General features: G+C 41.4%; 19 protein-coding genes, 2 tRNA genes and 1 other RNA gene. 10 read left to right on the top strand and 12 right to left on the bottom strand.

All coding sequences use genetic code 11. The features are described from left to right. The first annotated feature begins 130 nt into the window (after window positions 1-130). The 9 genes from JMX89_RS04790 to JMX89_RS04755 all read left to right on the top strand — a co-directional run bounded on the left by JMX89_RS04790 (window position 131) and on the right by JMX89_RS04755 (window position 9,656). Window positions 131-1,030 (top strand): ABC transporter permease, encoded by a 900-nt coding sequence (locus JMX89_RS04790; protein ID WP_144296482.1) that lies wholly within the window; start codon window positions 131-133, stop codon window positions 1,028-1,030. 31 nt (window positions 1,031-1,061) lie between these two features. Further along, window positions 1,062-1,856, top strand: a complete 795-nt coding sequence (locus JMX89_RS04785) for an ABC transporter ATP-binding protein (RefSeq protein ID WP_201551018.1) — start codon at window positions 1,062-1,064, stop codon at window positions 1,854-1,856. A gap of 455 nt (window positions 1,857-2,311) precedes the next feature. Then, a complete protein-coding gene (locus tag JMX89_RS04780) occupies window positions 2,312-4,654 on the top strand; it encodes an FdhF/YdeP family oxidoreductase (RefSeq protein ID WP_201551016.1) in 2,343 nt (780 codons plus the stop codon). 60 nt (window positions 4,655-4,714) lie between these two features. Beyond that, window positions 4,715-5,728, top strand: coding sequence for a formate dehydrogenase accessory sulfurtransferase FdhD (fdhD, locus tag JMX89_RS04775; protein ID WP_201531271.1), 1,014 nt, complete (start codon window positions 4,715-4,717; stop codon window positions 5,726-5,728). 748 nt (window positions 5,729-6,476) lie between these two features. Next, entirely contained in the window at window positions 6,477-8,132 is a 1,656-nt protein-coding gene (locus JMX89_RS04770; RefSeq protein ID WP_201531290.1) for a sodium:solute symporter family protein, read from the top strand. An 88-nt stretch (window positions 8,133-8,220) separates the two neighbouring features. Continuing rightward, window positions 8,221-8,355: a putative transporter small subunit gene (locus tag JMX89_RS12960; protein WP_223145227.1), complete on the top strand. Its 135-nt coding sequence runs from the start codon at window positions 8,221-8,223 to the stop codon at window positions 8,353-8,355. A gap of 128 nt (window positions 8,356-8,483) precedes the next feature. Continuing rightward, window positions 8,484-8,557: transfer RNA gene (locus JMX89_RS04765), tRNA-Cys, on the top strand. Window positions 8,558-8,682: 125 nt separating this feature from the next. Beyond that, a tRNA-Leu gene (locus tag JMX89_RS04760) sits at window positions 8,683-8,769 on the top strand. 344 nt (window positions 8,770-9,113) lie between these two features. Continuing rightward, on the top strand, window positions 9,114-9,656 hold the full coding sequence (locus tag JMX89_RS04755) for a BLUF domain-containing protein (RefSeq protein WP_227673008.1): 543 nt from the start codon (window positions 9,114-9,116) through the stop codon (window positions 9,654-9,656). 987 nt (window positions 9,657-10,643) lie between these two features. Here the strand turns inward: JMX89_RS04755 and JMX89_RS04750 are convergent. Beyond that, window positions 10,644-13,811: an Eco57I restriction-modification methylase domain-containing protein gene (locus JMX89_RS04750; RefSeq protein ID WP_201551014.1), complete on the bottom strand. Its 3,168-nt coding sequence runs from the start codon at window positions 13,809-13,811 to the stop codon at window positions 10,644-10,646. A 550-nt stretch (window positions 13,812-14,361) separates the two neighbouring features. Here JMX89_RS04750 and JMX89_RS04745 point away from each other — a divergent pair. Continuing rightward, window positions 14,362-14,523, top strand: coding sequence for a hypothetical protein (locus JMX89_RS04745; protein ID WP_201551012.1), 162 nt, complete (start codon window positions 14,362-14,364; stop codon window positions 14,521-14,523). Window positions 14,524-15,215: 692 nt separating this feature from the next. Here the strand turns inward: JMX89_RS04745 and dnaB are convergent. The 11 genes from dnaB to JMX89_RS04690 all read right to left on the bottom strand — a co-directional run bounded on the left by dnaB (window position 15,216) and on the right by JMX89_RS04690 (window position 22,736). Beyond that, the gene (dnaB, locus tag JMX89_RS04740; protein ID WP_201551010.1) at window positions 15,216-16,598 is read right to left on the bottom strand and encodes a replicative DNA helicase; all 1,383 of its coding nucleotides are present in this window, start codon (window positions 16,596-16,598) and stop codon (window positions 15,216-15,218) included. Continuing rightward, window positions 16,595-17,395 carry a YdaU family protein gene (locus tag JMX89_RS04735; RefSeq protein ID WP_227673007.1) on the bottom strand — a complete coding sequence of 267 codons (801 nt, stop codon included), beginning with the start codon at window positions 17,393-17,395 and terminating at the stop codon, window positions 16,595-16,597. The genes dnaB and JMX89_RS04735 overlap by 4 nt, the downstream gene beginning before the upstream one ends. After that, a complete protein-coding gene (locus tag JMX89_RS04730) occupies window positions 17,395-17,577 on the bottom strand; it encodes a hypothetical protein (RefSeq protein WP_201551006.1) in 183 nt (60 codons plus the stop codon). The genes JMX89_RS04735 and JMX89_RS04730 overlap by 1 nt, the downstream gene beginning before the upstream one ends. A gap of 109 nt (window positions 17,578-17,686) precedes the next feature. Continuing rightward, the gene (locus tag JMX89_RS04725) at window positions 17,687-17,884 is read right to left on the bottom strand and encodes a hypothetical protein (protein ID WP_201551004.1); all 198 of its coding nucleotides are present in this window, start codon (window positions 17,882-17,884) and stop codon (window positions 17,687-17,689) included. Next, window positions 17,877-18,137, bottom strand: coding sequence for a hypothetical protein (locus tag JMX89_RS04720; RefSeq protein ID WP_201551002.1), 261 nt, complete (start codon window positions 18,135-18,137; stop codon window positions 17,877-17,879). The genes JMX89_RS04725 and JMX89_RS04720 overlap by 8 nt, the downstream gene beginning before the upstream one ends. Next, on the bottom strand, window positions 18,134-18,382 hold the full coding sequence (locus JMX89_RS04715) for a helix-turn-helix domain-containing protein (protein WP_201551000.1): 249 nt from the start codon (window positions 18,380-18,382) through the stop codon (window positions 18,134-18,136). Before JMX89_RS04715 ends, JMX89_RS04720 begins: the two co-directional genes overlap by 4 nt. Before the next feature lie 3 nt (window positions 18,383-18,385). After that, window positions 18,386-18,589 (bottom strand): helix-turn-helix transcriptional regulator, encoded by a 204-nt coding sequence (locus tag JMX89_RS04710; RefSeq protein ID WP_201551077.1) that lies wholly within the window; start codon window positions 18,587-18,589, stop codon window positions 18,386-18,388. A 225-nt stretch (window positions 18,590-18,814) separates the two neighbouring features. Further along, window positions 18,815-20,098, bottom strand: coding sequence for a hypothetical protein (locus JMX89_RS04705; RefSeq protein ID WP_201550998.1), 1,284 nt, complete (start codon window positions 20,096-20,098; stop codon window positions 18,815-18,817). A 118-nt stretch (window positions 20,099-20,216) separates the two neighbouring features. Next, on the bottom strand, window positions 20,217-21,458 hold the full coding sequence (locus JMX89_RS04700; protein ID WP_201550996.1) for a tyrosine-type recombinase/integrase: 1,242 nt from the start codon (window positions 21,456-21,458) through the stop codon (window positions 20,217-20,219). 162 nt (window positions 21,459-21,620) lie between these two features. Further along, window positions 21,621-21,979: a transfer-messenger RNA gene (gene ssrA, locus JMX89_RS04695) on the bottom strand. 85 nt (window positions 21,980-22,064) lie between these two features. Next, the gene (locus JMX89_RS04690; RefSeq protein ID WP_201550994.1) at window positions 22,065-22,736 is read right to left on the bottom strand and encodes an alpha/beta hydrolase; all 672 of its coding nucleotides are present in this window, start codon (window positions 22,734-22,736) and stop codon (window positions 22,065-22,067) included. Between the last annotated feature and the right edge of the window lie 22 nt (window positions 22,737-22,758).

The following is a 22,758-nucleotide window of genomic DNA, read 5'->3' as shown; positions in this document are numbered from 1 at the left end:
TACCCCTATCTGTTAAATTCACCGCTTAGTCGTTTAAGCAAAGTTGGCTGATTGATAGCGCGATATGTCGCCTATCTCAATTATCTCGCCATCATTTATTAAACGCTGGATTATGACTTACTGATCTCTTATGTCTTTAATTGCTTTTTTTGGTGCGCTTGAAAGTGGTCTGATTTATGGCCTAGTGGCGCTCGGCGTCCTTATCTCATTTCGTACCCTCGACTTTCCGGATTTGACCGCTGACGGTAGTTTTCCGTTGGGCGGCGCTGTCGCGGGTATTTCTATCATCGCTGGTGTGAATCCTTGGCTGGCTTGTGCCTTTGGTATGCTAGCGGGGTCAGTTGCGGGTATCGTCACCGCATGGCTACACGTTAAACTGGGTATTTTACAGCTGCTTGCCAGTATCCTTGTGATGGTTGCTTTATACTCTGTCAACCTACGGATTATGGGCGCGCCAAATCTGCCTTTACTAGGTGAAACGACCGTATTTAGCACCTTGGTCAGTGATGGCAATGGTTACTGGATGCGCTGCCTTATTATTGGTGTCGTTGTGCTACTGGCCATGTTGTTTTTAAACTGGTTTTATAGTACCGAAACGGGCTTATCGATGCGGGCGACTGGCTCAAACCTACGTATGGCACAAGCGCAAGGTATCAACACCTCATGGATGACCATCATTGGTATGGCAATCTCCAACGGTTTAATTGCGTTAGCGGGCGCATTATTTGTGCAGACGCAAGGTGGCGCTGATATCTCGATCGGTATCGGGACGATTGTTATTGGTTTGGCAGCGGTTATCATCGGCGAGACCATTATTCCAGCTAAGCGTATTTGGCTGATTACCTTTGCGGTGGTCGTTGGTGCGGTGCTTTATAAGCTCTTTATTCAAGTGGCTCTATCAAGCAATACGCTACGTAGTATCGGATTTGGTCCACAAGATTTAAACTTGATTACCGCGCTACTCGTGGTCTTGGCCTTAGTATTACCAAAAGCTAAAAATAAATTTTTAAGTCGTAAAGTTCGGGCTTAATGTCAATGTGCAACCATAAGGAATTATAATTATGATGCAAGCTACAGATTTGCGGTTGACCTTTAATCCTGGAACGCCCATTGAAAACCCTGCCCTACGCGGTATCAATCTGAATATCGCCGATGGTGAATTTGTCACCGTCATCGGTACCAATGGCGCAGGCAAATCGACCTTTTTAAATGCGGTCAGTGGCACCACGCGCGTCGATAGCGGTTCAATCTTGTTAAATGGTATCGATGTCACCAAAAAAACCGCGCACCAACGCGCTCATTGGGTCGCTCGCGTATTCCAAGACCCGATGGCGGGAACTTGTGAGGCGCTAACTATCGAAGAAAACATGGCGCTTGCCTATAAGCGCGGCGGCAAACGTGGTTTGAACTTTGCGCTTAATCAAAATAACCGTGACTTATTTCGTGAGAAATTATCAGTATTAAAGTTGGGTCTAGAAAATCGTCTGACCGACCGTATGGGACTGTTATCTGGTGGTCAACGTCAAGCGGTTAGTCTGCTGATGGCCTCATTGCAGCCGTCTAAGATTCTACTACTTGATGAGCATACGGCGGCCCTTGACCCTAAAACGGCGGCGTTTGTTTTAGAGTTGACTGATAAAATCGTTACCGACAATCAGCTGACAACGATGATGGTCACGCACTCAATGCAGCAGGCTCTAGCTCATGGTACGCGTACTGTGATGCTTCATCAAGGTCAGGTGGTATTAGACGTATCTGGCGATATCCGTAAAGGCATGAACGTGCATGATTTACTGGATATGTTTGAGCAGACACGCGGCGAGAAAGTTGATGATGACAGCTTAATATTAAGCTAACCGATAACACGTATTTCTTTGAATATAAATAAAAAACGCCTACTTAATCGTAGGCGTTTTTTGCTTTTGGTTTACGATAAAAATAATAGCTGATCGTTATTCCCAATTGAGAATCTAACGTCACTATAGTCAACATACCCTAAAAACGCTACGGTAATGCTGGTACAAATTTTTTGCAGCCTCTGTCTACGTAGGTACAGCAAGCAAGAAAAATTGATACCAGCAGTACATAATATGCCGATATTACTTTTCATTGACTATATCTTTTGAATCAGCTCGCTTTTTATATACCAAAGCCCTCTACTCATCAGCCACGCCTGATTTGCTTTGAGGTTTTTGTTATTGATAAGTAATGATATCGCCACTTTGCCACTAGCCATTATATAGTAAGCGTTTATACATCTGCTCTTAGTAAAATGACCGTTATCTATCAGCACTCGCCTATAAGGTTTATCATGCGCAAAATTCCTGTTTATATACACCCTGCAGCGGGCTGGCCTGCACTGATTGCCTCTACGCGTACCTTAATGGATTACAAGGCTTTTTTGCGCGGCAGTATCAGCGTCTTACATAGCAATCAGCCAAAGGACGGCTTTGATTGTCCGGGCTGCGCATGGCCGGATCACAAGTCAAATAAGGCCATAGATGTCTGTGAAAACGGTATCAAAGTCATCGCCAGTGAAACGATGAACAGACGAGCAGACGCGGCTTTTTTTGCTAATAATACAGTCACAGCGCTACAAGGCTGGTCAGGCTATGAGCTTGAACACAGTGGACGCTTATCAGAACCACTCTATTATGATGCTACTCAAGACCGCTATCTGCCGATTTCTTGGGAAGCGGCTTATGAGATTATCGCTGACCAATTAAAACAGCTTGATTCGCCAGATGAAGCACTGTTTTATACCTCAGGACGGGTAACCAACGAACCTGCTTTTATGTTTCAACTATTTGTGCGCTGTTTTGGCACCAATAACTTGCCTGATTGCTCAAACATGTGTCATGAGCCAACGTCAGTGATGCTAGGTAAGCAGCTAGGCATCGGCAAAGCAACCATAATATTGGAAGATTTTGAGCAGGCTAAATTGATTTTAATGTTTGGGCAAAATCCTGCAACCAATCACCCACGTATGCTTGAGATGCTAGCGCACGCGCATAAGCAAGGCTGCCGCATTATTTCTATTAACCCCATGCGCGAACAAGGTCTAAGCAAGTTTAGAAATCCGCAAAAACCCTCCCATATGGCAGCAGGTCAAAGTGATGAGATGGTCGATGAGGTTATCCAAATACAAATCGGTGGCGATGCGGCTTTATTAACCGGCATGGCCAAATGGGTCACCAAAAACGGTAAGATAAACAGTGGTTTTATTGAGCAGCATACCTCAGGCTATGACGCTCTGGATGCTTGGTTACGTCAGCAATCTTGGACGGATGTAGAGCTTGGCTGTGGCATTAGTAAAGCAGAGATTATTATGCTCGCAAAGTTGGTTGCTGAGAGTCCAGCAACGATTTGCACATGGGGCATGGGCATCACTCAGCATGTACAAGGCGAGGATAATGTTGCCATGATTACTAACTTGCTATTGTTGATGGGTATGATTGGTATTGATGGTGCAGGCGCATCGCCTGTACGTGGACACTCAAACGTGCAGGGTGATCGTACCATGGGTATTCATGAACGCCCTAAGCAGAGCTTGCTTGATAGTCTTGAGCGCGTTTTTAAGCAGCCGATGCCACAAGAAGATGGTCTTGATGTCATCGCCGGTGCAAAGGCACTAATAAAAGGCGGCATCAAAGCCTTTGTTAGTATGGGTGGCAACTATGCGGTTGCCGCGCCAGATAAAAGTGCGATTCAAGCGGCGCTGACTACTACCCAGTTAAATGTCTTTGTCGCAACCAAGCTTAACGAAACCATGCTATATCCTGGTAAAAACAACCTTATCCTGCCTTGCATCGGTCGTACCGAGCGCCTCATCACTGATAAAGGTGAGCAGTTTGCCACCATTGAGGACTCAATGTGTCAAGTTGTGGCGACCAGAGGACGCCTTGAGCCTATCAGTAACACGCTAAAATCCGAAGCGCAAATCGTTGCAGATATGGCAACTCATGTACTTGGATCTGAATCCTCAATCCCTTGGCAAGCGATGAGTACGGATTTTGATGTTATTCGTGATTATATTGCGCAAGCGATTGAAGGATTTGAGGATTTTAATCAGCGTATTCGTGCCGCTGAGCGTGGTTTTCATCTGTATCATTCGGCGCGCCATCGGGTATGGAATACCGAGAGTGGCAAAGCACAGTTTGAAGTGCCGAAATACCCGATTACCTACGTTGCCACGCAAATGGCACAAACGACATCCGATTATCAAAATAATTCAGTAAACAATCAAACCTTTGATATGAACCAGTCTGCTGAGCAAAACGTCTGGCAACTAACCAGTGTCCGTAGTCATGACCAATTTAACACCATGATATTCGGCTTCCAAGATCGCTACCGACAGACTGATCGTCGTGATGTGCTCTTTATGCATCCAGATGAAATCAGTCGCTTAGGTTGGCAAAAAGGCGATCAAATCATGGTATCGCGCCAAGACAGTCAAAATGCTGAGCGCACGTTAGGACCTTTGATACTGACAGAGATGGATATTGCAGCGAATGCAGTGGCAACCTATTATCCTGAATGTAATGACCTCCTTGATTTGGACAGTCATGCGCCGGAATCCAGAACACCTGCTTATAAGTCTGTTACCGTGGTATTGAAGTGTCTTGAACAAAGCAGTATGGCAACTGCCGTATGATGGATGTCTCGGCACTAGAACTTTTATTTTATTAATAACACAGGCTAACAAGCACTCACAATGGCAAACAAACTTCACTTGGCTGCAGAAGATATCTTTAAGAAAGATGCGCCATTATCACGGCTACATGTGGCATATAAACACAGCTATGCATCAGATACATTTTTAGATGCTGCTAAGAATGCGCCGCTGGATATTGATACCAAGTCAGGAATGTTGGCTGTTGAGGCAGCTGTAGCCATTGTGATTAATGGCATTCATTACGCTGTCTTGATGGCAAGTCCTTATCAGCTCGAATACCTTGCCATCGGCTTTTTATATAGTGAAGGATTGATTCAGCATAGTCATGAATTACTAGATTGGGATATTACTCAATTAACAGACGATGAAAGTTATCAAGACTTTACTCCTGATTCTTTCATTCAAAATTCTTCTAATAAAGACTTTCTTAATTCTAATGTGACTGATGAGCTTATAAGCTTGGATCAGCTCTCAGAGCAGCTGCAAGACTATGATATATACGTGGTCGAGCTAGTCTTAAACCAGCGCTGTCATCAGCGTATTCAAGCGCAAAAACGCCAACTGGCAGGACGCACAGGATGCGGTATGTGCGGCATAACGGGTTTAACGCAAGCACTACCCGATCTAAGTAAATATCAGATAAACAAGCTATTGCTTAGTAGAGCGATGCCTAGTCTTGACGATTTACTGAGTATACAGGCGCAAATCAATGCAGCCCAGCATACCCATCAGCTCACAGGCGCTGTCCATGCTGCTGCAACCCTATACGAGCAGCAGCTGTACCTATTTGAGGACGTGGGGCGCCATAACGCCCTTGATAAGCTCATAGGATGGCAGTTGCATCATAAGGTAGAGGTTGACTATGTGCTAATGACTTCGCGTTTATCGATTGAGCTGGTACAAAAATCCATTCGTAGTCGTATACCTTGGCTGATTGGTATGTCTGCACCGACCAGTACCGCGGTACGTGTTGCCGAGCGTTATGGCTTAGGCCTAGCAGGATTTTTACGTGATAACCGCGTGACTTACTACGCAGGTTATGCCGACTCTTAAAATACATAGACCCTCTTCTACTCTAATGTTTGAACACATTCTTTGTCTAACCACCTCCATCAAACTTTGTTTTTTAATATCTTCCTCATCTGTCGAACAGACTTTTCAATGATCAAATTTATATATCATTATTTATAATAATTAACCATAAAATTTGTGATTGATAGCAGAATAGGTTAGTCTTAAGGCACAAACATGTTACTAATATTTAACATTACTGTAGTTTTAATTATCAATGCTACGTATGTCAGGTTAAATGCTTAGACATTTATCGCTTGCCATCACGATTACGGATTATGTGTATTAGACCATAGATTGAGTAAAACAATACTCGATCCATGGTTATATATATCTGATACACGCTATCTAAACCTAGCATAAGTCAAGCAGTTGCGACTTACCGCTCATCCGTATTATTGCTATAGATGCTTGTACAAGCCTTTATCAGCAGCCAGCTATATCACGTATGCATCATTCGTAGCGTAATGGTTCAGCCATTTACAGACGCATATCGAGCGTTGTCCCTATGATTTTTGACATATCCTTCATAATTTATGATGAAGTCATATAGAGGCAAAAGCCATCCGCTTTCGATTTTTTTTGTGACGGTTCATCTCGTTGCGTGCTACCGATAATTGACCTATAGGCTGAATAGGTCGTTTTTGCATACCTGATAGTCTGGGAGAATACGTTTTAATCTACATTTTACTTATAACAATTGCGAGGTAGGAATTTGAAAACTGAGTCATTGTTCCAATTTTCAGCATTAACCATCATTTTGCTATTACTGGCATTTTATGGTGGTACTTATCTGCTGTCTTTATTAATAAAAAAAGATAAGGAGACGACCTCAGGTTTTATGGTCGCCGGTCACAACGTCGGTTTTGGTATGGGCGCTGCCAGTATGACCGCTACTTGGATCTGGGCAGCGTCATTTTATGCAGCTGCCACGTCCGGCTATAAATATGGCGTCTCAGGACCGTTACATTATGGTTTTTGGGGTGCCTTGATGATTTTATTCATCTACCCTTTTGGGATGCGATTTCGTGAACTTGCCCCTAATGGACATACCTTGGGTGAACTTATTCACGCCCGCCATGGCTCATCAAGCCAATTAATTTTAGCCATATCTAACCTTATGGGCAGCTTAATTAGCTTGATGGTCAATTTCACCGCTGCTGGCGCATTGGTATCAGTATTATCACCTTTGTCATTCCAAACAGGGGTGATTATCGCTGGCGTCGGAGTGCTAAGCTATACCTTAACTTCTGGATTTCGTGCTTCAGTGTTCACCGATTTTGCCCAATTGGTCGCGTTAATGGCGATTGGTGTCATTATTATCCCAGCGGTACTGTTTTCGATGGGTGGTCCTTCCGTCATGGTCAGTGGGCTTTCAAATCTAACCTTGCAGCAACAAGACTTCTTTTCATCTGAAGCCTTTTTTCAGCAAGGTGCGCCCTATTTTGTCGCAGTATTGGCTTATGCTATTGGCAATCAAACCATTACCCAGCGTCTATTTGCCATTGATAAAAGCAAAATTAAAGCAACCTTTATTACTGCTACTGTCGGCTATGCCGGTATTGTAATTGGTCTCGGCATGATTGGACTTATGGCATTAACCATAGGTATTGAGCCGCTCAATGGCAATATGAATAATTTGATTCCGCAAATGGTCAGCACGTATCTACATCCGGTATTCATCGCCTTATTCTTTATCTTGGTTATTGGTGCACTGTCCTCAACAGCTGATTCAGATTTATCAGCACTATCTACCATTATGATGGCTGACATTTATGGCAAGAATATTGCCAAAAAAAGCGGCGTAAACCCAAAAACCATGATGCTTGTCGGTCGCGGAACCATGATTGTCGCTACGGCAGCAGGATTGATTTTTGCCAGCTTTAAGCTTGATATTCTCGTGATGCTGGTTTTCGTCGGTGCGTTATGGGGTGCGATTGTATTCCCAGTGATTGCCAGTGTGTTCTGGAATCGCGTGACGAACACTGCCTTTACTTCAGCCGTCATCGTCGGATTATTATTATTCTGTACCGCTCGCTTTGAGCTCATACCTATCATTGGCGTTACGGCGCTGTTTTTTGAAGTATTGGCAAGCGTTGGTGCTGCTGTGGTAATTGGACTCATGGTATTTGGCTTTTTAGGTCGAAAAATGGCTGTGACAGCTGCTGCCCTTACACTGATACTGATGCTGATATTTGCCACTGGTTTCTTACGTCAATATATGGTGCTGCTTGCATCACTGACCGCTTATGGTGCCAGTGCAATCGTCTGCATCATTATCAGCCTCATGAGCAACGAGCATTTTGACTTTGATCTTATTAAACAGCGCGTTGGCGACTATGACCATAAACCCAACATACCGCCGACCACCAACGTTCAAAACTAGATTTATATCTTATCGACGTTTTGATGAATTTTTTAATGGCTTGATGTATTCATCATTCATTTTTAATACCTAAAATAAAGGAGTTAATATGGAAACCACGTTTTTTTATGGGCTTTATATCTTAATCTGGCCAGCAATCACGCTGGGTGTACTGATACTTATTTGCACTGCGACCTATAGAGATGTAAAAAAGGCCGTAGATAACAATAAAAGTATCGTTTAGAGACTTAATTAAGGATAGGATTTATCGTGATATGACGCTAAATACGCCTAACCTGATAAATAATCGGTCTTTATATCAAAAAGGGCTTGTAATTTAAATTATATTTGCTAATATAGGCGTCCTTGATTGGCTGGGTGGCAGAGTGGTCATGCAGCGGACTGCAACTCCGTTAACGCCGGTTCGATTCCGACCTCAGCCTCCAATTATTTAGGTTAAAAATTTATTAGGATTTATATTAATTTTAGCTTGCTTTATTAATGTAAATGCTTATAATATCGACCACTATCTAACAAGTAGAAAGCTTACTTATTAGATAATACAAGTTTTGCCCGGGTGGTGAAATTGGTAGACACAAGGGATTTAAAATCCCTCGCTAGTAATAGCGTGCCGGTTCAAGTCCGGCTCCGGGTACCATTATATTGAAAGGCTTCCAAGAAATTGGAAGCCTTTTTCTTATTGTATATCATTAACTTTCTCTTACCTCTACTATCAGCAGATGATGCTGTGATTCTAATGAGAAATTCAGGCATAAAAGCCACCAAGCGCTTTAATACTATCGTATTCTTTGTCGTTACGTGTTCCATGAATAGACATAGATTATATCCTCTAAATTATTAATCGATTGAAATAGCATCACTTTATTTATTTAGAAAGCACTAGCTAATGATAGTTGTTAGATAACACAAAGCCTTATTCAACCTGCTTGTTTCATACAAGTTTTTTAGCTACAGTTAAAATTCTTATATTGAATAATGACGATGAACCGTCAAATAAAAACAATTTTTCATAAGCTGGAGTACATTATGGAGCTAAAGCTGAATGAGCTTTCCGATAAAAACAATTTAAATAGTCATCATGGCGAGCATATTATCCTGCGTCTAACTTATGTTAACCGCTATAACACCGAAAATTCAAATATCGAAGTAGCACGTATTCTTGAGCAGGCGCAGCGCAATGGTATTACTGGTGCATTAGTAATTAATGAAAACTATTTTCTCCAAGTTATTGAGGGCGCAAGACCAGTTATTAACAATCTGTTAAAAAAATTGATTGAGGATAAGCGACATTTTTCTTTGCAAATTATTGAGTGCCGTGAAATTGAGGAACGGCATTGGAATAAATGGTCAATGAAATATTTAACGGCTAATGATCAGAATAAAGAGTATGTTATGAAATACTCAGCCAGCAATGAATTCAACCCTTACCTAATGAGTACTTCTCAAATTACAATGTTTATAGACAAGTTATCAAAACTTCAAGAACGACAAGAAAAACGCGAGTCTAAGATGAAAAAATCTTAGTTTTTGACCAGACGATTAGAATGAGTATATTTTATAGGGTAAGAACAACTTAATCGTCTAATGTATAGCCTACTATATAGGACGCTATACCTCTATATACCTGAAAAACGCCCAAAATAAAGGGCTAACAGTCTATGACGGTCAGCCCTTTATCGTTATTTGGTGGAGATGGCGGAAACTAAACCATATACTCAAATCGTTGATTTATATAGTTATAAATAAATTAAAATAAGACGATACCAACCATAATACCAACAATCGTTTTTGATTTTGCTATTGCTGAATACTTACTATTTTATTTAGATATTATTTGTAACCTATTGTGCTCATGTGCTCATGTTTAAGATCACGCCTAACTTCGCTCGACATATTTAACTTCGCTCACTATATCGCTAAAAGTTGAGCATTTATCGCTCATTTCTTGTGCATGTTGCCTGTATAGTCCCGTAACGTCAACGTTACGGTATATTTTTTCGCTTAATAAGCCTCAAAGGGCGCGCGAGAAAGAGCGCAATATGAACGCCCCATGCAATTCTAACCTGAGTAATATGTGCACTTTTGGGCGCACAAACAAGCGTTTTCACGCGCACAAAAGCGCACATATCGCGCATTTCTAACTGTGATTAGCTTGCGTTTTCGATGCGTTTATCGTGCATCAGTTACAGCTTATGGGTGTCCGCTTTGGGGTTCAGCATGATGATGAGGGTATCAGTATTACTGTTGATTTGCGCGATTAATATGCCGTTTCCAGTCGCGCAAAATCGCGCAAATATCGCGCCTTTATGCAGATAATGCCGCTTTTGGTTAAGCGTTTACCGCGCAAGTAACGCACATTATGATTGTTGAAGTATGGCCAAGTCATAAATGCACATGCTGGATTTCATTGGAGCGATCAGTTTGGCAGTACAATCATGCTTGCCAGCACAAAAAAGGCAGACGATGAACGCCTACCTTTGATGTGTATCATGGTTTATCTATTAGCTATTGCTACTTAACTTCTGCTTCTATCAATGCAATCTCATCAGTGCTTAAATTAAACAGCTTATAAACTTCCTGATTTAAATCATCTTCAAGCAATGTTACTTTTGCCTGTAGCTGTTGGCGTTTGGTTTGCTCTGATTCAAAGTAGTCTTGCCAGTCGTTCCTTTCAGTAAGCGAAATACTACCCTTGAAAGCTTTCTTAATCTCTGCTTGCAGACTAGCAAAATCTAGCTCCCACCAGCTGCTGAGTTTGTTATTAAGCTTAAATACGCCTTGGTCTGGTACTAGGTCTTTAAGGCGTCGAGCAAAGCTAATTTCACATTTATGTTTAGCTTCAGTATTAGCTTGGCATTGGGTAGCTATCTGAGAAATAATTTCTTGCTCAGGCTTTTTTGGTATAGGTAGTTTTTCAACGTATTGAGACTTATATCTGTAAAAACCACCTCTAGCTATAGTACTAGTAGCTTTAAAAACAAACTCTAAAACTCTACTGTTTAAAAGGCCATATAGATAAAAATCATATGAAGAAATGAAAAAGCATGTATCTGCAAGAAGTTCAGAGTTATTCGAAACTGATACTTGATTACTTTTTGAGATATCAGGCCATATTAGCTTAGATTTATAAAACTCTTTATGATAAGAAATAGTGCTTGCCAGCTCATACCACTCAATCCCCTTAGCAGATCTTCCTTCTAATCTCTCTCTAAAATTAGAAAGGTGTTCTAATGCACCTCTATATTTTTCAATCTCTATACCTTTACGAGAAAAGATAAGGAACAAAGACCTGTCGTTATAAACCCATTTTTTCAAATCTTTACCTTCAAGATAAGGGAAAATAATTTCTTCAGAGATAGGGTCTTTGCTTAATATTTGGTCTCTTGTTTCTTTATCAATAACGAAAGCTTCATTGCAGCCTGTTTTTATACCATAGTAAGGAGAGCCGTAGGACTGCTTTAAATTATCATATCCGTTTGTAAGTTTTGATCTTAAATCATACAAGTCTTGAGGTTCTATTTTCCAACTATCTACTGATAACTGACTTTGGGCACTATCACTGCTTTTAATAATAAACTCTATCTGTAAGTTTTCAGGTATGAGATCATCTAGAACTAATGCTTGGATTAAGCTGTCAGCTGTTGGTATATTTTTTTCTAAGATAATTATTACTGGATAGGTAGTCACTCCTTCAAACAACTGTAGATCATTGAAGTCAACAAGTTTGCTAATACATGTATTAGCACTTAAGTATTCTCTTAGTTTTTGACCTGAACCAGTCTTGAAAAAAGTTGAGCTTGAGATATAGCCCATCTTTCCATTTTCTTTAAGCAGCTTAGTTCCCAATTCAAAGAAATAACCGTATAAATCTAACACGCCATGATAAACAGCATAATGTGTTTCTAACCATGGTTTAATATCGGAAAAAAGCTCTTGTCTCACGTAAGGCGGATTACCTAGTACAACATCAAAGCCACCTTCAGCAAATATCTGTGGAAAAGCTGTTTGCCATGAAAAAGTGTTATTCGGAACTGGCTCATCAAAACCAAGACTGTTACCAGCAATAAAGTTGGCATCTAGAGATTCTAAAGGCTTACCTCTTTCAGCGGTTTTAAGCCATAAAGATAGTTTTGTTATCTCTATAGATTCTTCGTTTATATCTACACCAAACAGGTTGTTATTTAAGATCTCTTTATTCAGATCTAGTACGCTGCGCTGTCCTGTTAGCTCTGCCAATTTTTCATTAATTTTTTCATATTCAAGATGAAGATAATCAAAGGCTGCTACCATAAAAGCGCCTGAACCAACGGCTGGATCAACTACTTTGATCGTCATTAGCTTCTCTTGCCATTCATACCAAAACTGCTGCTCTACCTTGCTACCTCTTTTCCACTGTATTGTTCCATCAGGTTTGTACTTACCGTAATCAGCAAACATAAGATCAAACTGCTCACTTATATAACTACCTAAAGTGTTAGCAACAATAAACTGAGTAATATTATCTGGTGTATATACAACACCATCTTTTTTACGTTTGCCAGTAACAGAAGTAGTCTTACTCTTAGCTTTAGGTAGCTTGCCAGCAGATATCGACTCTATAAGAATTTCTAAATCAGCAATCGACTGCTCAAAAATACGCCCCAGCACTGTGACTGAAACTTCTGAGTCAAAGTCGTAAGCAGCTAAGTCTTTGAACCCCTCGCAAAGCTCATTACTAATAGTGAGTTGATCCAAGGTATCATCTTTGGCAAAAAGTCCACCGTTATAGGCAGGAATACCTAGCGTGACATTACCTTTATCAACCGAATTAAACAGTCCAATAAAGTTTTGATAGGTGGGGCGTGGGTTATACGGATCTTGGTGTTCGTATGCTTTTCTAATGCTGTTATCAGGTATCAAGCCTTTATCTTCTGCAAAGGATATGAATAGAATACGGTCTAAAAGCTTTTGTGCTGGTTGTATTAAATCTTTAGGTATTTTATCTGGGTTGTCGGCTATCATGTATGACAGCATGTTCTCACGTAGCAGCTTGTAATCTTCATAGAGCTTATCGCTAATATCTTTATCAGCATTATTACTTTCTTTAAGTAAGTCTTCGGTATGTCCAGAAAGAAAATTATCGGCATTAAGTAGTAGGTAGAACTTGGCGTACTCTGCTGGGTCTAGTAGATCTCTAAAAAAGAACTGCTCATAAACTAGGCTAGTTTCACTAATGGCGTATAGGCGCAATTCTATATAGTTAGACAGTAATACCCACTTAACACCTTTAATATCCCTAGCGTATTCATAAGCTTGCTGTACGGGTGTTTTGTGTCGTCCTGACATGATTGCATCTAAGTTTTTAGTACCAGCACCTTTCAGTTCAAAAGGTGCTATAACAGTATTTTTTGAATTATCTTTTTCACCTACGAAATGACCTATTGCTAAATCCACACGACCTTTGGCAATAGGATATTCTCTAGCTATAGTATAAGTATCTGCTTCGCCAACATCAGTATAGCCCAGCACTTTACACATAATTTGTTGTGCAAATGCACCTTGAACCTGAATCTCATTGAGGTTATTAAATGTGCCTAACTCTATTTGTTTTATCCAGTTCTGAATCACATCTTGATGAGCTACAGGTATGGTTGGGTTTTTTATATGTTTAGCTAGTGTTTTATTATTAAATAGGCTCATCTGTTTCTCTGATTTTCCCTAAAAATGACTAAGTAGTGTACCGCAATCAAAGGTGCTTGATAAATAAAACTGACATAGTTAGTAGTTTTTTAGTTTAGGTTTTCATGTGCCATAAAAAAGCTATTAGAGCCAATAAAAATGAGAAAAGGTAGGATATGCAAAAAGAGCTTGTAATTTCTTTGCATGGGGTTAAATTGCTAATGACTGCACGCGCTTATTAAACGCTTATGCAAAAGTCGTGCATATCTTACGCGTTTTTCGAGCGTATTCTTTGCATACCTAAAGCCATGACTTTTACCCATGATTTTTTAGACATTAAATGAATATGATGGATATACTAAGTATCTTAAAATCATATAAGGGTAAGCGTCATGACTAAAACACAGTTTCGGATATTAGGCGGAATTATTATTCTATTTAGTTTGTGGCTCATAGGTAATTATCAAATAGAGGGGTTGATGGTGTTAGTGCTAACCCTTGGTGTTGCTTTGCTGTTCGAGATGGTACTAGTAAAGAAGTATGCAACGGATAGAGATAAGCCTAGCCAGCCATGAGGTGGGTCATCATTTTAGGCTATGGGTTTTGGTATGCGTGCGCGGTCACTTGGATATACCGGTTCATCGCGCTACTTGATGAGAGCTTAGCTTGGATATTTGTCATTGTGGCTGCCATTGCCTTCTATAGGTTTTACTTTGTGGATGATAAGGCATAAAAAAGCCCTACGATAATGTAAGGCTTTTTTGTTAATAGCTGGCTAGGTCATATTGTAACTGTAATTATGGCTCTCACTCTCGGTTGCGGATATCCCTGCACTGCTCGTATCAATTCGCATTCTAGTTATAGAAAACTATACCTTATCATTGCTACTAGTGGTCTTTTACTCGTTCATCGTCATGGTGAGGGTGTTCTTATTGGCTGCTGTATTAGATGCGCTCTATCTTGAACGTATCTCATTACGTGTGCAAATATCGTGCACTGGTGACTGTGCTGGCATGATAAATACCGTTTTAAGCGGTGCAATAAGTGTGCATTTATCGTGCATTTTTGCAATGTGATTAGCTGCATTTATGATGCGTTTGGGCTGCATCAGCTCACCACTTGTGAGTCGCTATGCCTTTTATATCATACGTTGTAGCGTACCAACTACAACTATAAGTAACGCACCTTGCAAGTGGCTATGCCCTGTATATTTTATTGCGTGTTTATTGCCTAGTGCCTAGTGCCTAGTGCCTAGTGCCTAGTGCCTAGTGAGTTTTATCATATTTGCCAGCCTGTAGCGCGTCTGTGGCTGCTCCTGTTGTGCTAATGATGATACTTATTACTAACCAATAAAAAAGGCAGACGCATAGCCCCTACCTTTTAATACTACTAGGGTTCGTCATGATGGCAATACATACTTGCCAGCTAAGAGTTGCTGCCAAACTCAGGGATTGCATCAAAGTCACGCATCATCGGACTGTAGTTGGTAAAGCGTGAGTACCTACCCTCAAAACCTAATCGAACCGTTCCAACTTGGCCTTGTCGATTCTTAGCGATAATTACCTCTGCTACGCCTCTATCTTTTGATTTATCGTTATAAACCTCATCACGATATAAGAACATAATTACATCAGCTTCTTGCTCGATTGCGCCCGACTCCCTCAAGTCGCTCATAATAGGCCGCTTGTTAGGTCGGCTCTCTAAGCTGCGGTTTAACTGTGACAAAAGTATGACGGGGCAATTAAACTCTTTACCGAACGCTTTTAGGTGTCTTGTGACCTCACCTAGCGCATTCACTCTATCTTTGCCGTCAATCCCACCCATGATCTGCAAGTAATCAATCATGATAACCCCAATCTCGCCATGCTGATTGCGGATTTTATTCAAGGTCGTTCGCATCTGATGGTAAGTAATTAATGATCCCGACTCGATAAACATAGGATATTCTTTGCTGTAGTCCCTGACTGTATTATTTAGGTTCGCCCAATCATCAGTGCTGACATTCATACCACTTCTAACCGCGCCTAAATCAACCCCTGCCGTTGATGACATGAAGCGTTGCATAACAGACTCGTCCGTCATCTCCAAACTAAAGAACACACCTGCTTTTCGCCTGTACTTCCCTTTTTTATCTGTATAGAAGCTGTTCTTAACCATGCTCTGTACTATGTTCTGACCGAACGTAGTCTTACCCATCGAAGGACGCGCTCCTACCACTACCAAATCACCGTTTTGTATTGGTGATCGGTTATCAAGATCAATAAAGCCAGTAGGCGAGAATGGCATTACCTCCCCTTTACTTGCTGCTTGCAAGTTAATAAAGAAGTCCTCCATCAATGAGCCAACAGATCGTGCACCGCTACCGCTTTTGTTGGTATCAATGACAGTCGTTAGCTGCTCAATGATACCGTTCACCTTGTCATCAAGACGCGTATCAGCTTGCTTTAATTCGTCCTGCGCTTGTAGAAGCACTCGATTAACAGCGCGATACTTTGACAGCTCGAGTATGCGATCAGCATAGGCCACAAGGTTAAATAACGTAGCTGGGCTTGTGCTCAATATCTCGGCAAGATAACTATCAGAAACGTCTTTACTATAATTATTAGCGGCTAGCCAATCATGAACCATTACCGTATCGTACGGTTGACCGTCTTTATCTAACGCCTTAATCGCTTGAAATATTAACTCATGCTTGGCTGATGCAAAGTCGTTAGCATCAATCTTGCTGACAACAAGCTCCAAAGACTTCTCTATGCTCATGAGCGAAGCTAATAGCGCCTTTTCTATGTCCATATTATAAAATCTCATACTTCTAACCCCGCTTTTGCCATGCTCGCTTTGTTTGCTGCTATCTGCTCCTCACGGCTTAAGCTCTTGGCCTGTGGCTGCGAGTCGAACGAGTCACTACGGTTACTATGAGGACGAGCACTACTGCTTTGTTTTGCATCAGTGTTATCTAACTCTGTGATCTCATCAAGCCAGCCCTCATTATTTAAGTAAGTTATAGGGTGCTTACGATAGCTCTTGTTAGGTGTTGACTTAACATAGCTGGGAATATGAGACATGATTAGCTTTTGCTTCTCAATACTAAGCGATAGCCATTTAGCCTTTGGCTTTGCTAAACCTCCTTTCTTGTAGTCGTAAGCATTCCAAAAATCATCAAACGGTAACCTATTTAATGGTTCTTGGTTAGTGGTTGATGGTTTATGGTTAGCATTGCATTCGCTATGCGTTCGCATTGCATTCGCATTACTGTCACTTGAAGTCTTACTATTACTAACCTTAACGCCTTTACTTCTCCATCTAACGTTAGCAGATTTACGCGCTTTATCTGATTTTGTCTGATATTTAGCGATCTCTTTCTCGGCTCTATCGTTCACATAACCGTCATCAGCCAGCTCAAAGAAATAACGTAATACAGTCGCAATGCTTTCGCTATGCGTTCGCATATTAATAAGCATTGCTATCTCGTCAATATCTTTAGGAAGTGGACACTCATTTAGGTATTGATAGTCCAACATTCTGCGATAAGCCAAGTCCTCCATAGGCTCAAGGAAGTTCGTTTTACTCATATAGTCTTTTGGGTGAAATGTGAAGTAGTGCATCACCCACCCCCTATAACATCGCTAGCGCGTGATATGCTATTATCAAAATCAGCTAACTTAGTTAGTTGGATATTACCTGCCAGCCCTTGCCGTGTGGCTGCATCAAAACTATTCATAACCTCTAAGCCTGTGCTAAATGCACGGGCTTTTTCATGGCTGTCTGTTTGTGGTGTGGTGGTCATCTGTTCCCCCTTGCTTGCGACTGGTTCGGCTTGCGCGTGGCTCTATACTTTTTATAGTAGTTTTTACGCTTGGCATACTTACAGCTTTGCTTTGGTTGTGGGTAGGTTCTCACTGTGCCACCTCCATATTTACAAAGGTTTTAGGGTTGTTTGGCTGACACGCCACCAATGACAGTAACAAGCCAATACCTGCTACCCATGCCATGAATATGATAAAACTCAGTAGTAAGCCGCGCTTACGTGGCTGTTTGCGATTGTGCCCCCCGTGGCTGGCTTTTAGATTGGTTTTGGTATGATTATCACACATAGCGCGTTACCTCCATTTCAGGCATTGATAGAACGCTGTCCATCTGTTCGCTGGCATCAGTGGCAAACAGTGAGTCCCTAAACAATGCGGCTATGACAGCTTGAATAACGCCCTTAGAAACGGGGTCATCTGTTTGCACGGCTTGTAATGCCATAGCGTAATGTTCAGTATCAATCGACAATAAAACTAGGTGTTCGTTGATACTCTCTAACGTGTCTGCTATCTGCAATAGTTTATCGTTTGACTGGCTCATATCTGCACCCCCCTAGCGTTATTGTTGGCTGGCTTGTCTATCCAATACTCTTTAAACGTCTTACCATTGCGCTTGATGGTCTTATCTTGGATAACTACACCTTGCGCCCTTAGCTCGCTCACTCTTTGTAAAAAGCATGTGATCTGCCATAGGTTGAACGCTTCATAAGTCGATAGGGTATGACCTGCCAGCAGATAGTCATGGATAGTCTGCTTATAGCTCTTTTTGGGTTGCCGTGTCTGCATGATCTACACCTCGCTAGTGGTTGAGGTGTGTTTGTTGATCCATGCGTGGACGTCTGCATATGACCAGCATGTCATAGTTGGCGAAAGCTTAACGGGTGCTGGAAAGCGCCCGTCCTTACTCCATTCGAAAAGAGTTGTTTTTGAAAACGGGAGATAGGGAAGCAAGTCTTTAGCTCTGCCTAATCCAGTGATAGGCAAGTGCTGCATAAGATTATTTGTGGTGGTGGGTATGGTGTCGCTTGCGTTATTATCGTTGAATGCAATAACGGAGGTTTGGTTGGTTTGTTGCTTGTCCATTAGTATAGTTCCACTAAATGACGCTACGGTATGTAACGTCCAGTGGTTAATACTCTAAGGGGTAGGGTTGACTAAGAAAATTCCCTATACACCGTGTTTATTGACATAAACGATGGTTTTACGTGTTTGGGGATATTACTTTTTCATGGTTAGGGATATTACATTAGGGGCATCTTTTGAGGGTTTGCCAGCTTTCTTTGCATAATCTGGGGCAATACCTGATAGCCAATCTCTTATAGCTTTATCATCAGGTAGCAATTTAGGTGCTACATTGTGCATTACGTGTCTTATTTGCTGCACCATGTCACCCGTCCTAATAGCCTTTTTGGTGTCCATACCCCATATATATTTAGCAAGCTCTTGGCTTGTAGAAATAATATAAGCTTTATCAGCGTTATGTTTAGCAATGCCCTGTGGAGTGCCTACTTCGGCTGACGCGTCTGCCAGTGCTGCATTGGCTTGCACTAGTTTACTTTCAAGGTCTGCTATTTTGGTGTTAGCGGTTATCAGTTCTAAGCTTAACTGTTCAAGCTTTTTAGGATCACCTTGCGTTAATATAGGCGTTTCCATCGAGAAACTACCAGTAGCTTTTGCATCTGCCGCTTCCTTCTCAAGTTCGTCTATACGCTTTCGCATATCATAAACTTTCATTGGTTCTTCTAACGAATTGCTATCAGATTTTTGATAAAGTAATCCGTTATGTTTTAACCATCTTTGAACCTGCTTTGATTCAACATCTTGACTATCGTCAAGGGGTGTCAATTTGTTAGATTCAAATGCCGCTTTTATGATGTCCCAATATGTCCGATGCTTTTCATCGCGATTGATACGAGCTGGGTCATCATTGGTCATTAGACATATTATTTGCTCAGGGCTATAGCTATAGCTTGCAAGGTTCATTAGTTCTCTTTGATAGCTGCCTAAATTCATATAATCTTTTATGGCTTGCTGAGTACTTTCCGGTAATTCGTAGTATTCGCTATCTCTTCTATTTATCATGTCACTGTACATGGAATATATAGCGTTACTATCACCCCAAACTATTAGACGGGTATTTTTAACTATATTCTCTATCTTTAATAAATCAAATCTTGACCATGAATTTTTCTTCAAACAACGTTGTAAAGTCATATTTTCATCAAAATTATTATCTTCATGAATAAATTGTCGTCTAGCCTTTATATAATCTCTAACTTTCTGCTTTAACTCATAACTATTGCATACGGGTTTGTAAATAGGATTATAAGGGTCTAAGTTATTTAGTTCATATACTGTCAAAGAAAACAGGCCTGAACTATCCATTATATGGATAACCAAATCTGTATCATCGCTATTTATAATGTCTATAACATCATAAACTGATAAATACTTCTCTTTTTCTGCATTGCATTTTAATTTAATCGCTTCAGCTAATCCCACAATACACACCCCTACACCCTTTAATCAAAGTAGGTGCAAGGCAGTGACAGCATAAGGGTGTGAATAGCTATCGTTCGGGTAATTAGTCCTAGCCTTGCATAGTCGTTACAGCACGGTATTAGCCATGCTTTTGTTTTTGTTGTTTAAAGCTGGTATGTATGACGTTATCCAATTTGCCAGCGTAAGCATCATCAACGAAGCTTGCCCATTCGTTCATCATGTTAATTCTGTATTGTAGGTGCTGCGCCCCGTTATAAGCTGCGCTGATCTTATTTTCCCTATCATGTGCCAGCTGTAGCTCTATCGCTTCGTGCATGTATTCCTGCTCATGCAATGTGGTACTGGCAAGCCCTCTAAAGCCGTGCCCTGTCATCTTGCCTTTATAGTCCATATTCCATAAGGCATTAATAAACGCACTTTGACTGTATGGCTTACGGGTTGAGGTATTAAAGAAAACATACTGATCCGAAAAACCTAGTTCTTTGATCTGCTTTAATATCGCTATTGCTTGCGGTGCTAGTGGCACAACGTGCAAGCGCCTAGCTTTCATCTTTTCAGCTGGGACAATCCATAAACCGCGATTAAAATCTACATCCTGCCATTCCATGTACCTGATCTCATTGGTGCGCACAAACGTATAGCATAAAAACCATAATCCTAGCTTCACCAGTGCATCACCACCATAAGCATCAATATCTTTTAGTAGCTTGGGTAATTGCTGGCTAGTGATACGGTGGTGATTGGTCGTTTTATGTGGCTTGATCGCTTCAGCTAGGTCGGTGGCTGGGTTGTGTGTAGCTAGACCATTGCGTATAGCATGCTTAAATATCTGTCCTACTTCTCTAATGGTTCGCCTTGCCATTTCATTAGCCCCACGTGCTTCTACTGTTTTACCAATAGCCAATATTTCAGGTGGGGTTATGTCGTTGATGTTTTTATGACCAATAGAGGGCTTTACGTCACGCGTATAGGCGGAGTAATTACGGGAAAAGGTGCTTTCTGCTAGGTAGGTTTTGCGCTCGCTATACCATGACTGGGCTATAGTATCGAAAATATTAGAACCGTCTTGGCTGGCTTGCTGCTCTTTCTTATGATTTTTAGGGTTCACACCATCAGCTATTAAGCGTTTAATCTCAATATTACGCTGTCTTGCATCTTGTAAGCTCATGACTGGGTAAGTGCCAATAGTGAGAGTTTGCTGCTTACCTTGCCAGCGATAGGCGCTGATCCATGACTTAACGCCCGTGTAACGCACCCATAATTGCAGCCCGTTACCATCACTATGCTTGTCAGGTCGCTTTGTATCAATAGAGGTACTACTGGGCTGTAGCTTATTGATGACGGTATGAGTTAAGGGCATTGGACTATCCTTTGTTGGTATTGAAAAGGTGTATAAACTCTAATACCAACAATAATACCAACATTCTATATAGGACGCCATATCCCTATAAGATACGAAAACCTAAAAAACGCCCAAAATAAAGGGCTGACAGTCTATGACGGTCAGCCCTTTATCGTTGTTTGGTGGAGATGGCGGGAGTTGAACCCGCGTCCGCCAGCATTACGCTCATGAATCTACATGTTTAGTTTCTGTCTTTAATTTTAGTCTGCACCGATCCGACAGTCAGGATGGATTAGCCGATTCTCTACTTTTAAACCCAAGCAATTGAGACAATCACTTGTGGCGCTTCTACATGCGGACGCTTCAACTTAGTTGACCAACTGTAGATGATCAGCAACCAAGTAAACAGGGTTTAAGCTGCTAGAGCGTAATTTTCGTCGTTTGCGACTATAACAATATATGTTTGATTAACGAGAGGACATATACTCTCGACATGCATCATTGAGTTTCATCACCAGCGTCGAAGCCAGAACATCCCCAATAAGGTCGATGATTATATAGCATATATACGGCTGCTTGCAACCTATTAGAGCTCTGTATTACATTACGTTACAGCTCAACCATCTAAGCCAGTATGGTATTTAACCATTTACCGATATTTTGAATCTGCGGCATACATACCTGATGTGCCATAGGATAGGTATGATAAGCAACACTATATCCTTTCTCTGATAATAACTGCTTTGCTTGTTCGCCTAATATAACGGGAACAACTGGATCATGCGTACCATGCTCAATCAAAATGGGCATATCTGTGTTGGCAGCACTATAGCGAACGCTGTCGTTGGTTGCAAAGTAGGTAGAAAGCGCCATCAAGCCAGCCAAGCGCTGTGGGTAACAGAGTGCCACATGATACGCCACTGCCCCGCCCTGCGAAAATCCTGCAATCACAATATGCTCAGGTTTCACACCGCGCTCGATTTCACGAGCAATCAAGTCATGGATTTGTTGTGCGGAATCTTCAATCTGCGCAATATCAACTTTGCGCTCAAGGCTCATCTCCAGGATATCATACCATGCGGGCATGACCATACCGCCATTGACCGTCACTGGGCGGTTGGGTGCATGCGGAAAGATAAACCGCACTGCCATTCCATCCGCTAAGCCGAGCTGCGGCACGACTGGCTCAAAGTCATGACCGCTAGCCCCTAAACCATGCAGCCAAATCACGGATCGATTAATCGCTTTGTTTGCAGGATTGTGCTCGACAATAACGGCATCTAGATACTTATTCATTAATTATCCTTAATGAGAGTCA

Source organism: Psychrobacter sp. DD43 (genome assembly GCF_904846555.1).
In the GTDB taxonomy this organism is placed as follows: domain Bacteria; phylum Pseudomonadota; class Gammaproteobacteria; order Pseudomonadales; family Moraxellaceae; genus Psychrobacter; species Psychrobacter cryohalolentis.
The sequence above is the reverse complement of the archived record's forward strand: the minus strand, read 5'-3'. Positions and strand labels throughout refer to the sequence as shown.